The organism is Acinetobacter pittii (genome assembly GCF_034067285.1).
GTDB lineage: Bacteria > Pseudomonadota > Gammaproteobacteria > Pseudomonadales > Moraxellaceae > Acinetobacter > Acinetobacter pittii_E.
The window spans coordinates 2830647-2844090 of the sequence record NZ_CP139286.1; the positions used below are offsets into that span (position 1 = coordinate 2830647).

General features: G+C 38.8%; 13 protein-coding genes. 5 read left to right on the forward strand and 8 right to left on the reverse strand.

The window, feature by feature from the left end; genetic code table 11:
- Positions 1-21 precede the first annotated feature (21 nt).
- Both aat and SOI81_RS13330 read left to right on the forward strand, forming a co-directional pair.
- Complete coding sequence (aat, locus tag SOI81_RS13325) at positions 22-753, forward strand: leucyl/phenylalanyl-tRNA--protein transferase (RefSeq protein ID WP_320540902.1); 732 nt, start codon at positions 22-24, stop codon at positions 751-753.
- A gap of 18 nt (positions 754-771) precedes the next feature.
- Positions 772-1587 carry an arginyltransferase gene (locus SOI81_RS13330; protein WP_004703325.1) on the forward strand — a complete coding sequence of 272 codons (816 nt, stop codon included), beginning with the start codon at positions 772-774 and terminating at the stop codon, positions 1585-1587.
- On the opposite strand, the gene rimI is transcribed toward SOI81_RS13330, so the two are convergent.
- The 8 genes from rimI to SOI81_RS13370 all read right to left on the reverse strand — a co-directional run bounded on the left by rimI (position 1573) and on the right by SOI81_RS13370 (position 10466).
- The gene (rimI, locus tag SOI81_RS13335; RefSeq protein WP_320540903.1) at positions 1573-2034 is read right to left on the reverse strand and encodes a ribosomal protein S18-alanine N-acetyltransferase; all 462 of its coding nucleotides are present in this window, start codon (positions 2032-2034) and stop codon (positions 1573-1575) included. The two genes, SOI81_RS13330 and rimI, sit on opposite strands and share 15 nt — an antisense overlap.
- A 107-nt stretch (positions 2035-2141) precedes the next feature.
- Positions 2142-3017, reverse strand: a complete 876-nt coding sequence (locus SOI81_RS13340) for a metal-dependent hydrolase (protein ID WP_002121736.1) — start codon at positions 3015-3017, stop codon at positions 2142-2144.
- A 233-nt stretch (positions 3018-3250) separates the two neighbouring features.
- Positions 3251-4132, reverse strand: a complete 882-nt coding sequence (locus SOI81_RS13345) for a metal-dependent hydrolase (protein WP_239976171.1) — start codon at positions 4130-4132, stop codon at positions 3251-3253.
- 205 nt (positions 4133-4337) lie between these two features.
- Positions 4338-5528 (reverse strand): elongation factor Tu, encoded by a 1191-nt coding sequence (gene tuf, locus SOI81_RS13350; RefSeq protein WP_016142009.1) that lies wholly within the window; start codon positions 5526-5528, stop codon positions 4338-4340.
- Between the two features lie 95 nt (positions 5529-5623).
- Positions 5624-7762, reverse strand: a complete 2139-nt coding sequence (fusA, locus tag SOI81_RS13355; RefSeq protein WP_016142010.1) for an elongation factor G — start codon at positions 7760-7762, stop codon at positions 5624-5626.
- 177 nt (positions 7763-7939) lie between these two features.
- The gene (gene rpsG / locus SOI81_RS13360; RefSeq protein ID WP_001138055.1) at positions 7940-8410 is read right to left on the reverse strand and encodes a 30S ribosomal protein S7; all 471 of its coding nucleotides are present in this window, start codon (positions 8408-8410) and stop codon (positions 7940-7942) included.
- Positions 8411-8570: 160 nt separating this feature from the next.
- Positions 8571-8945 (reverse strand): 30S ribosomal protein S12, encoded by a 375-nt coding sequence (gene rpsL / locus SOI81_RS13365; protein ID WP_002050319.1) that lies wholly within the window; start codon positions 8943-8945, stop codon positions 8571-8573.
- 201 nt (positions 8946-9146) lie between these two features.
- Entirely contained in the window at positions 9147-10466 is a 1320-nt protein-coding gene (locus tag SOI81_RS13370) for an EcsC family protein (RefSeq protein WP_320540904.1), read from the reverse strand.
- A 299-nt stretch (positions 10467-10765) separates the two neighbouring features.
- Here SOI81_RS13370 and fabB point away from each other — a divergent pair, with 299 nt between their 5' ends.
- From fabB to SOI81_RS13385, 3 genes are all read left to right on the forward strand, one after another.
- Positions 10766-11995 carry a beta-ketoacyl synthase N-terminal-like domain-containing protein gene (gene fabB / locus SOI81_RS13375; protein ID WP_016142012.1) on the forward strand — a complete coding sequence of 410 codons (1230 nt, stop codon included), beginning with the start codon at positions 10766-10768 and terminating at the stop codon, positions 11993-11995.
- An 18-nt stretch (positions 11996-12013) separates the two neighbouring features.
- Positions 12014-12466 (forward strand): protoporphyrinogen oxidase HemJ, encoded by a 453-nt coding sequence (hemJ, locus tag SOI81_RS13380; RefSeq protein ID WP_016142013.1) that lies wholly within the window; start codon positions 12014-12016, stop codon positions 12464-12466.
- 161 nt (positions 12467-12627) lie between these two features.
- Positions 12628-13188, forward strand: coding sequence for a hypothetical protein (locus tag SOI81_RS13385; RefSeq protein WP_239975523.1), 561 nt, complete (start codon positions 12628-12630; stop codon positions 13186-13188).
- Positions 13189-13444 lie beyond the last annotated feature (256 nt).

Consider the following 13444-nt stretch of genomic DNA (forward strand, 5'->3'; position numbering starts at 1 on the left):
AGCTGATCTTATTTTGTTTTTATGAATACACTTCCACTTTCCCAATTCATTTTTCCTGACCCTATTGAAGCCGATCCAGATGGGCATGGTTTAATTTGTATCGGTGCCGACCTCTCCCCTTCTACATTATATGAAGCTTATACGCATGGTCTTTTTCCATGGTTTAATGAAGATGAACCCATTTGTTGGTGGAGTCCAGAACCACGTTGCGTGATCTACCCTCAAAACTATAAACCAAGTAAATCGCTCATTCGGAATATGAAAAAGTACGATTACACCATTACGGTAAATCATGCCTTTGAACAAGTTATTCGCTCTTGCTCTCTACCAAGAAGTTATGCAGATGAAACATGGATTAGCGAAGATATTATTCAAGGTTACTGCGAGATGTTTAACGCGGGTTACGGTTACAGTATTGAAGTTTGGCATGAAGAGGACCTTGTAGGAGGTTTATACGGTATTACAATTGGTAAAGGATGTTTCGGTGAATCAATGTTTAGCAATGAAACCGATGTTTCAAAAATGGCTTTTTATGCATTAATGCTCATAGGACAAGAAAATCAGCTACCATGGATAGACTGCCAACTCGTCAATAGTCACCTAATTAGTCTGGGAGCCAGTACACTTTCTCGTCAAGACTACTTAAAATCGTTACAAGATGTAATTATTCACCCCTCTATCAATTGGAAAAAGTATCAAGAACGTGTATTTTCAAGTAAAACAATAGCATTAGATGCAAAATTAATGGAATGATAACAGGAGGGACCAATCATGAAATCATATCACCCGAAGTCCCTTTTAAATGATCTGCAGTATTATATTACTCCGCCTCATGATTGCAGCTACTTAGAAAATAAATCTGCACGCATGGTGTTTTTAGACCCCATCCATCGAATTGATGTGGTCACGCTTTCAGAACTTTCTCGTTTAGGCTTTCGCCGTAGTGGCGACTTTGTTTATCGCCCTGAATGTCACTTATGTCGACAATGTTTGTCTTGTCGTGTTCCTGTGGCCGATTTCCAAATGAATAGCATGCAGAAAAAAGCATGGAAACGGAATCAAGATCTCACCATGACTGTTCTGCCTACGCGACAAGCAGCACAAATTCATTATGATTTATACGAACGCTACATTAATGAACGCCATGCAGATGGCGATATGTTTCCACCTAGTTTAGATCAGTTTGAAAAGTTTTTAGTACATAGCTGTACAGATAGTTTTTTTCTTGAGCTTTGGAAAGACAATCGTCTCATTAGCGTTTCTACTTGCGATTTAATGGATGATGGACTATCGGCTGTCTATACGTTTTTTGATCCAGACGAGCATCGTAGATCACTTGGTGTGTATTCTATTCTTAACCAAATTGAATATGTTAAATCGCTCGGTTTAGAGTACCTTTATTTAGGCTATTGGGTACCACACTCAGCCAAAATGAACTATAAGTCGCAATATACACCTTTAGAACTTCTACTTGATGGACAATGGCGTCGTTTAAACCGATCATTGTCACCAGAAGAAATTCAACAGCTAGGTACTTCTCTTATGACAACGTTACCTTCTGAATGGAACAATTTAATCATTAAATAAAGATGCGAAATCATCTGTACAGGTTTTTACCATAATGACTGCATGTTCCCGTCCGCCTTCTTGAGTAGGATAATAATTGCGGCGCAGGTCAATTTGGTGAAAGCCTGTTTTTTCATATAATCCGATAGCAGCTTTGTTACTTTCCCGAACTTCTAGAAATATTTGTACGGGCTGATTTTTTAATTTTTCAATCGATGAGTTTAATAACTTATATCCTAAACCCTGCCCTTGCATTTTAGGATCAATTGCCATGAGTAATAAATTCGCTTCATCTAAAACAGGCTGTAAAATACAAAAACCCACCACTTTGTTTTGTGACTCAATTACTGTGCATTGATAAGAATTCAAAGATTCAATAAATTGCTGTTTTGACCACGGATGTGTCTGAACTGATTTTTCAATTTGAACAACAATATCAACATCAGTATTTTGCATAATACGAATCATGAGTCTCAACGCAATGAAGATTCTAAAGTAGTGCGTATTATAAAAACTTCCCAAGAAAAAACGAGCAAAAAAAAGGACAATTGATTTGTCCTTTTTTTAAAGTAATTTTAAAGACCTAATTTTTCACGCCACGTTGCCAACAATGCTGTGGTATCCGAATCATTTGGATGAAATTTTGGTCTTAAAAAATCAAGTAGTTCTGGAATTTGACGAGTCATAAAACCTTTACGACCATACATGAACTTAAGCATGTACTTCGTATCTTTCCAAGTTAATTTATCATCAGTCTTGAGTAACTTCGCAGTAAAATAAGATTGAGTTGCGAAGATTAGTGCCATTGCAATAATCAAGGCTGTTGAACGCATAAAATAAGCTTTCGGACCTTGTCCATACATGCTTGTATAAACATCAAATGCCACAGCTTTATGTTCATTTTCTTCAACTGCATGCCACATCCACAAATGATACATAGTGTCATCTTGGAACATAGCCTGAATTTCAGGGTTTTGTAAAAGTTCAGCGGCAATCGTCGATGTAAAATGCTCTAGCGCACATGTTCCTGTCAAATCAATCATTTCTTTGGTATAGCCAAAAGGTTTCATTAATTTGGTTACAACAGCTGTACCCATCTTAATGACTTTTCCTGTTTGCTTTTCCATATGACGCACATCATAACCATAAGCCTGTGCAGAAGCATTAAATGCTAAATGCTCTTTCGAATGCATCGCTTCTTGACCAATAAAAGCACTAATTTCTTTTTGAAGATCTGGATCAGCAAGCTTTGGATCATTTCGAACAGCACGCGTACTATTTACAAAGAACTGCTCACCCTCCGGAAAAAGGGCTGATAATGCTGTCATAAAATGTGTTAATGCTGCATCATAATTCGCCCAATAGCGTGGGACCTGAGCAAATTCAAAGTCCATACGACGCACAGGAAAACTAGCACCAGCACGATTGGAAATATTTACCTTAGCATTCATCTCAGACTCCTTTTAAGTGAATAGCTAATTCACATATAACTTTATTTATTTTCTTAATATTTATAATCATACGTCTTTCGATGTACCAATTAAGTGCAGATGAGGACAGAGAAATATCAGATGAGGTCATTCATAGACGCATAAAGGTGCAAAACCTAAGATATCTCTCGTTGAACTCGACATAGAAAATAAAAAAGGACCAATATTGGTCCTTTATAAATCATGAATTGAAACTATAAACCTAATTTTGCCTTCCAGTTTTTCAATAGGCCCACGGTATCTAGATCATTTGGATGAAAACCAGGTTTAAAGTAAGCTAACATTTCCTTAGCCATACCACTAATAATGCCTTTAGATGGACTATATCCATATTTATAAATTACTGATAGTTCAGCTAAATTTAACTTATTGTCTTGCTTTAATAAACGAAGTACAAAAGATGACTGGATCAAAAAGATTAAAGTCATAGCAAACACTAAAGAACTGGTTCGTAAAGCATAAGCTTTTACACCTTTACCAAATACACCTTCGTATACATCAAAAGCTACTGCTTTATGCTCATTTTCTTCAATAGCATGCCAATACCACATGGTAGACATCGTCTCATCGGTCATAAGCTCTTGAATATGCTTATTGACTAATAATTGAGAAGCAATAGTAGCGGTAAAATGTTCAAGAGCCGTCGTAGCAGTCAGGTCAACCATTTCTTTCGTCATACCGAAAGGTTTAACAATTTTTACGAAAGCTTTAATTGCTGTTTGAATCGCCGTATCGGTAAACTTCTCTAATGTTTCTATATCGTGACCAAACTTTTGAGCAGAAGCATTAAAGTTCACATGCTCTTGAGTATGCATTGCTTCTTGTCCGATAAAAGCACTAATTTCTTTTTGTAGTGCTTCATCATCTTTAATCGCTGGGTGATAACGTACTGCTCGTACACTATCTATAAAGAATTTCTCACCAGCTGGAAACAATGCTGACAATGCAGTCATAAAATGTGTGAGTCCAGCAGAACCATTCATCCAATATTCTGGTACATCATTAAAGTCAAAATTCATACGACGTACTGGAAAGCTTGCACCGGCACGATTCGTAATATTCACTTTAGCATTCATACCCAAAGCTCCTTGATAAGTAACCCTAGTTACTCAAACTTTATTGTTCGTTTTCTTGATTCTTATCATACAAAGTTAATAAAAAGGATTAAGGGTAAATAAGGACATTGAAATATCAGTTAAGGCCAGCTTTTAGAGTAATTGTTAGACAATCAAGTATAAAAAAAGCGCTCTAAAAAGAGCGCTTTTTTTTCACTGAAAGTGATTATGCAGTTACTTTCGCAACAACACCAGCACCTACAGTACGACCACCTTCACGGATCGCAAAACGTAGACCTGGGTCCATTGCGATTGGGTGGATTAATTCTACTGACATTTCAACGTTGTCGCCTGGCATAACCATTTCAACGCCGTCTTGTAATTGGATTGCACCAGTTACGTCAGTTGTACGGAAGTAGAACTGTGGACGGTAACCATTTAAGAATGGAGTGTGACGACCACCTTCTTCTTTAGAAAGTACGTATACTTCTGCGTCGAATTTAGTGTGCGGCTTGATTGTACCTGGTTTAGCAAGTACTTGACCACGTTGTACGTCTTCACGCTTAGTACCACGAAGTAAGATACCACAGTTCTCACCTGCACGGCCTTCGTCAAGAAGTTTACGGAACATTTCTACGCCAGTTACAGTTGTTTTAACTGTATCTTTAATACCAACGATCTCTACTTCTTCACCAACTTTAACGATACCAGCTTCTACACGGCCTGTTACTACAGTACCACGACCAGAAATTGAGAATACGTCTTCGATTGGCATTAAGAATGCTTTGTCGATAGCACGTTCTGGTTCTGGGATGTAAGAGTCAAGCGCTTCAACAAGAGCAAGAACTGAAGGCTCGCCATATTGACCAGCATCACCTTCCAACGCTTTAAGCGCAGAACCACGGATAACTGGAGTGTCATCACCTGGGAAGTCATAAGTAGAAAGAAGTTCACGAACTTCCATTTCTACTAATTCAAGTAATTCTTCATCATCAACAAGGTCACACTTGTTCAAGAATACGATGATGTAAGGTACACCAACCTGACGAGAAAGAAGGATGTGTTCACGAGTTTGTGGCATTGGACCGTCAGTCGCAGCACACACAAGGATCGCGCCGTCCATCTGAGCAGCACCAGTAATCATGTTTTTAACGTAATCGGCGTGGCCCGGGCAGTCAACGTGCGCGTAGTGACGAATTGGTGAATCGTATTCTACGTGTGAAGTATTAATTGTAATACCACGTGCTTTTTCTTCAGGTGCTGAGTCGATTTGTGAGTAATCTTTCGCTTCACCGCCGTAAGTTTTTGCACAAATAGTTGCAATCGCAGCAGTTAAAGTTGTTTTACCATGGTCAACGTGACCGATTGTGCCCACGTTTACGTGTGGCTTATTACGTTCAAACTTGGCTTTAGCCATGATGATCTTCCTTTATAAACTACTCATAGAGGGTCACCCCATGAGCACTTGGTTTTTAACTAAGAAATTAGTTTGGGCTTATAGTAATCGAAAGATTACTCGTCGTCACCTTTTTTACCGCCAGATTGGAATTTAGCGATAATGCCTTCAGCCACGTTACGTGGAGTTTCAGCGTATTTAGCAAATTCCATAGAGTAAGTCGCACGACCTTGAGACATAGAACGCATTTGAGTCGCGTAACCAAACATCTCAGCAAGAGGAACTTCAGCTTTAATTGCTTTTGTTCCACCAGGAAGATCGTCCATACCTTGAACCATACCACGACGACGGTTTAAGTCACCCATGATATCGCCCATGTAGTCTTCTGGAGTTTCTACTTCAACTTTCATGATAGGTTCAAGAAGGATAGGATCCGCTTTCATGAAACCATCACGGAAGGCATAAGAACCTGCCATTTTGAACGATAATTCGTCAGAGTCGACGTCATGGTAAGAACCATCGAATAATGTCGCTTTAATACCAACAACAGGGTAACCAGCCAATACACCATTCTTCATACGCTCTTGAATACCTTTGTCAACCGCGCCAAAGAATTCTTTAGGTACTACACCACCAACAACTTCTTCAACGAATTGGTATTCTTTACCAGCTTCTTCAACATCAAGCGGCTCAAGACGTACATATACGTGACCAAACTTACCTTTACCACCAGTTTGACGTACGAATTTACCTTCTTGTTCAACAGACTTTTTGATCGTTTCACGGTAAGCAACCATTGGTTTACCAATGTTAGCTTCAACACCGAATTCACGCTTCATACGGTCAACAATGATGTCAAGGTGAAGCTCACCCATACCAGCAATAATTGTTTGACCAGATTCTTCGTCTGTACGTACGCGGAACGATGGATCTTCTTTAGCCAAACGACCTAAAGCGATAGACATTTTTTCTTGGTCTGCTTTAGTTTTTGGTTCAACAGCCAATGAAATTACTGGCTCTGGGAATTCCATACGCTCAAGAGTAATGATGTTTTTCTCATCACATAATGTATCACCAGTTGTAACGTCTTTAAGACCTACACACGCTGCGATATCACCTGCACGGATTTCATCAAGATCTTGACGTTCGTTCGCATGCATTTGCACGATACGACCGATACGTTCACGCTTAGCTTTAACTGGGTTATAAACCGGATCACCTTGTTTAAGAACACCAGAGTAAACACGTACGAATGTTAAGTTACCTACGAATTTGTCGTTCATGATTTTGAACGCAAGCGCAGAGAACGGAGCTTCGTCAGATGCTTCACGAGACGCTTTAGTTTCGTCTTTGTCGTCAAGGATACCTTCGATCGCTTTAACTTCTGTAGGTGATGGTAAGAATTCAATTACAGCATCCAACATACGTTGAACACCTTTGTTCTTGAATGCAGAACCACAAAGCATTACTTGAATTTCAGAAGCTAATGTACGAGCACGTAGACCTGCAATGATCTCTTCTTTAGAAAGATCACCTTCTTCAAGGTACTTGTCCATTAATTCTTCAGAAGCTTCAGCCGCAGCTTCAACCATTTTTGTACGCCATTCTTGAGCAGTATCAACTAGGTCAGCTGGGATATCAGCATATTCAAACTTCATACCTTGAGATGCTTCATCCCAGATAATCGCTTTCATTTCGATAAGGTCAACAACACCCTGGAATGTATCTTCAGCACCAATTGGCACAACGATAGGTACAGGATTACCACCTAAACGAGTTTTAACTTGCTCAACAGCACGGAAGAAGTTTGCACCAGTACGGTCCATCTTGTTCACGAATGCTAAACGAGGCACTTTATATTTGTTCGCTTGACGCCATACAGTTTCAGACTGAGGTTGTACACCACCTACAGCACAGTAAACCATGCACGCACCGTCAAGAACACGCATAGAACGTTCAACTTCAATTGTGAAGTCTACGTGTCCCGGGGTGTCAATTACGTTGATACGGTGTTGTTCGAATTGGTTACCCATACCAGACCAGAAACAAGTTGTAGCAGCAGAGGTAATTGTAATACCACGCTCTTGCTCTTGTTCCATCCAGTCCATTGTTGCTGCACCGTCGTGTACTTCACCAATTTTGTGAGATACACCTGTGTAGAACAAAATACGTTCAGTTGTAGTTGTTTTACCTGCGTCAATGTGCGCAGAAATACCGATGTTACGGTAACGAGTAATTGGGGTTTGGCGAGCCATGATGTCTACATTCCTAAATGTTATATTTAAAACAGGACGCACCAATTAAATTGATGCGCGCGAATATCCAAACAGGCAACTTAAATACCTGCAAAGCCCCCACTTTGATAAAGAGCAATGTTGAATCGAGCTGCTGTACGCATGAATATTCTCCTGAATAAGGCCTGTTTTATCCGCTTAGAAACGGTAGTGAGAGAAGGCTTTGTTAGCTTCAGCCATACGGTGCACATCTTCACGTTTTTTGATTGCTGCACCTTTACCTTCAGCTGCATCAAGCAACTCACCAGCAAGACGTAAAGCCATCGTTTTTTCAGAACGCTTAGCAGCAGCATCTACTAACCAACGCATAGCTAAGGCAGTACGACGGGATGGGCGTACTTCCATAGGTACTTGATAAGTAGCACCACCAACACGGCGTGCTTTTACTTCAACCATAGGACGAACTTTTTCAAGAGTAGTCTCGAAAAATTCAACTGGGTCTACTTTGTTTTTTTCTTGAACGCGTTCTAAAGCACCGTAAACGATACTTTCTGCAATCGATTTTTTACCATCTTGCATTACGTGGTTCATGAATTTAGCGATTGTTTGGCTGCTAAATTTTGGATCTGGAAGGATCTCACGAGCAGCGACTACGCGACGTCTTGGCATTTTAATACACCTAATAATATGACACTTCAGGATGATCCAGCAGTTTGTACAAGTGTCATGTACACGACGCTGGCCTTACTATACGTCGCTTGAATTACAAATCTATGAAGAATTCAAACAAGCGAAACGCTAAAGGGCTTATTCGACTAGTTTCCTAGAATTACTTCTTAGGACGCTTAGTACCGTATTTAGAACGTGATTGATTACGATCTTTAACACCAGCACAGTCTAATGAGCCACGAACGGTATGGTAACGTACACCCGGTAAGTCTTTAACACGACCACCACGGATAAGAACAACACTGTGCTCTTGTAAGTTATGGCCTTCACCACCGATGTAGCTAGATACTTCAAAACCTGAAGTTAAGCGAACACGGCAAACCTTACGCATAGCTGAGTTAGGTTTTTTAGGTGTAGTTGTATAAACACGTGTACAAACACCACGACGTTGTGGACAAGCCTTCAACGCAGGAACTTTGGATTTTTCAACCAAAGTCGTACGACCCTTACGGATCAACTGATTCGTTGTTGCCATATGGCAATTCTCCCGTTATTAAAAAACCTTAAAAAGAAAATACCTCTTTTTAAGGGCACATAATTGTAAGCCAAGATGCAAAAATGGTCAACACGGCAATACATTACCAAATGTTGACCATATCAATGTTTGACAGGACGATTTACAAATTTAAATGGAGGTTAGTTTCACTTTTTAAACCTTCTCTTTGTAAGGGTATTGTTAAGAGTATTTCTTATCTTCCAATATCTCGTCATCATCTTCAGGAGTTAAAGCTGGCTTTTGCTCAGTATGCTCATGCTCTGCTACATGCTTGTCGGCAAGTTTTTCGAGACCCTGATGAACATTTTCCTGAATTTTTTCTTCACTCTTTGTGCCTTCGGTAGGCTTTAACACAATAGAAACTTTTGAAATCACATCATGATTTTCTACTTTATGATGATGAGCAGCATGAATATTGCCATCCTCACCTACATTTAAAAGTCTTGGGCTAGCTTTTTGGATGAGTGTAACCGCAGCATAATAAGCCTGTAACGGAGATAAATGCTCACTTGGGTGTTCATTTAAATAATGTCTTGCAGCTCCGAAAATTGCTTGAGCTTTATGACCTACATCCTCTTGTAATTTCCAGCTATACACTGCGCTTAAAACAGCTCCGGCAACTGGTGTAAATTTACTAAAAGCAGACAGTTTAGGAATACGGTTTAACCAATCCCATTTAAACTCCCCATCTTCATTTACCAGCCAGTTTTTTAAAGTGTCTATATCTGTGGTTGAACCCAACACTTGCTGAAATTGATGAATATCTTGAGTTTCCAACATGTTTCGTAAGGTTTTCAAAGCCAACAAAAGAGTTTGCTTTTCAGCGATGAGACTAATATCAACTTCTTTAAAAATAAACTCTACAACATCTTGATCAGTAGCTTCTAAAAGATCAAACCCATGTGATCTTCCTGTTTGATAAATAGTTCTTAAAACCAAAACTAATGAAACTGGAATATCTACAGCTGCACCAACAACACCAGAGATACCTGTAATAGCACCTTGTACAGTCGCAATAAGCTTGTTTTGTTCAATAAGTGCCTGACTTAAACGTTGAGAACGGCTGGTATCTTTAGTTAATTCAAATAAATCTTTGGCTCCCGCTTCTTCTAGGATTTTTTCAGTTAAGGTACTTTTTGAACTAAAGTCATTTAGCCAATCAAATAAATAGCCTGAGATTTTTTCATCCCAATCCGGTGAAAGAAAAGTAGCAACGCCATTTACTTTTTTAAAATGTCGGCCAAACACCTGACGTGTGACTTTTGGTAAATGTTCTCTTAGCATTTGTTGAGGACTTTCATATTGCTCAACTTCAAATGGGCTTTTTGTTCTCGATCTACCTTCAACAGTTTTTCCAGTTGGGATGGGTTCAATTACCTTACTGACGTCACCTGATTGGTTTTGTTGCAAGATACTCAATCCTGTAGAACTGAGCTTTTTAGCCACTCCGAAGACCTGAGAAAACAAATTGTCAGATTGATTATTATTAAATTTTGTCATCAAGTACCTCGATTTTTTAATTTATCTAATTAGAGATAAATACTAGGTGGAATGTGGATTTATCTCAACTTGAATGTGTGTATTTTAGTTAACCCTAAATGCAACATACTATGTATTTGGTTATTTTTTTTAAATGTAAAATTGTCATAAAGATTTGCCATAAGAAATAAAAAACCTTTCTGCTATCATGTTAACAACGAAAAACATGAGTCTCGTTTTCTTACAGCTATATTCTCCTATTCATTTTCATAGCTGTTGAACACGATAGACTCTTAATATCACCATAAAGGGACCTGTAGATGAAACGTGTTGTAATCACTGGTATGGGTATTAACTCATGTATCGGTAACTCTTTAGAAGCAGTTACTCACTCACTTCAAAATGGAATCTCCGGGACACGTTTTAACCCAACTTATGCTGAACTCAATTTTAAAAGTCATGTTAGCGCTGCTGCAGACCAAGAATTTGATAATATCGATCGTAAATTAAAACGCTTTATGGGCGTATGTGCGATGTATGCCTACAACGCTGCTGTAGCTGCAGTTGAACATGCAGGACTTACTCCTGAGCAACTTAGCGGTAACCCACGTTATGGTATTGCTGGTGGCTCAGGTGGTGGCTCAACTGCTTCTGTTGTTGAAATGACAGAATTATTAGAAACTAAAGGCGCACGTAAAGTAGGCCCATTCTTCGTGCCACGTAACATGTCAAACACCATTACTGCGAACGTCGGTGTTGCATTTAAGCTACAAGGTATTTCTCATACTATTACAAGTGCTTGCGCAACTTCTGCTGACGCAATTGGTTATGCGTACAACTTGATTCAACTTGGCAAACAAGATCTTATGCTTGCTGGTGGTGGTGAAGAAGATCACTGGTCTCAAAGTTTATTGTTTGATGCAATGGGCGCACTTTGCTCAAAATATAATGACACTCCAGAAACAGCATCTCGTCCATATTCAGCAGACCGTGACGGCTTCGTTATTGCTGGCGGTGGTGGTTTCGTAGTACTTGAATCACTTGAGCATGCACAAGCACGTGGCGCGAACATTTTAGCTGAAGTTGTTGGTTATGCTGCTAACAGTGATGGTGCAGACATGGTTGCTCCAAGCGGCGAAGGTGCTACACGTTGTGTATTAATGGCACTTGAAGAAGCTAAGCAACATGGCGTAGAAAAAATTGACTATGTAAATACACATGGTACTTCTACTCCAGCGGGTGACATTACCGAACTTAAAGCAATGGAACGTGCATTTGGTGAAGGTAAGGTACCTCCTCTTAGTTCAACCAAATCGATGACAGGCCATAGCTTGGGTGCAGCTGGTGTACAAGAAGCTATTTACTCTGTACTAATGATGCAAAATGACTTTATTGCACCAAACATCAACGTAACTGAACTTGATGAAGGCGCAAAACCTTTTGATATCGTACTTGAAAAACGTGATGCAAAATTGAATACTGTAATGAGTAACAGTTTTGGCTTTGGCGGTGTTAACGCTTGCCTTATTTTCAAGAAGTGGGATGCATAATCCCACGTAGGATTATCGATGGATGCACCTTCTGATGCTTTTTTGTGGGTAAAAGCATTACATATTATTGCCGTGGTTTGTTGGTTCGCTGCTTTGTTCTACTTACCACGTCTATATGTTTATCATGCTATGAGTGAAGATGCTGCAAGTCATCAACGCTTTGAGGTAATGGAACGTAAGTTGTATCGCGGAATTATGTGGCCTTCGATGATTGCTACATTAATAACCGCGCATTTCCTAGTAGATTGGGGTGATGCAACTCGACATTATCATCAAGCCACATGGTTTTACCTCAAAGTTGGATTAGTGGCTTTATTAGTGATTTACCATTTGGTATGTGGCTATTATCGTAAAAAGCTCATCGGAAATGCTCACTATAAATCACATAAGTTCTGGCGATTCTTTAATGAAATGCCAACCTTAATTTTATTTGCTGTTGTGATTTTAGTTGTTGTAAAGCCTCAGTTTTAACTGGGGCTTTTGCTTTTCTTATCTAAGCATTCTTTTATTTATCCTAATAAAATGCACAATCTATTCAAACAATTATAATTCTCAAAACAGAACTATAAAATTAATCAATACCCTATCTCTTTATTTAGCAAGACCCAACCTATACTATGCTAAACAAATAGATGAACTCATTTAATGGCAAAGCTATGTTAACTTTTAATGCCTTTAAACGCTTAATTCATACTCCATTTATTCTGATTACACTTTTTATTTTCCGTCATTTAAAAAACTACCCGATTAGACATCTGACTGCTCAAGAAAAAATATTAGCGCAAATGGTCTTTGGCGATATGCTTAATTGTGAAACACCTAAAATTATTGCTACTCGTTATCTCCCTTGGCAATCTTGCGGTATTTTTATGGCGCCAAATGGGAATATTTATGTCAATCCTTCTGATTACAGCGAAAACTACGCGCTAGAATCTAAGTTTATGCAAGGTATTTTTATCCACGAACTCACACACGTCATGCAATATCAAAAAGGGATTCATGTGTTAGTTAAAGGGGCGTTACTACAATCGGCCTATTACCTCAGTTTTAAAACTTATAATCCTTATAAATACACCTATCATCCTCATAAAACATTTAGTGCTTATAATATTGAACAGCAAGGTGAAATTGCTCGTGACATTTGCTCAGGAAAAATCCCTAATATCATCTGTTCACCTCAACTTGATTTGTAACTAAATAATCAATTTAGCTTTGAACGTAACATTTCTTGCTTAATGTAAATGAGAATTCTTATAAATCAGAAATACTTATCTAAACTATAAAAGTAGGCTTACTTAATTCAAATTATTGAAAAAAATAGAACAGACTTATTCCAAATTAGCTTGTGATAAGGCAGTATACAAACAATAAAAATAATGAAGCCTGTTTCTATTCTATACAGAAAATCTCGTTATTTTTACGCAGAAAATATGGGATTGGTATATATTA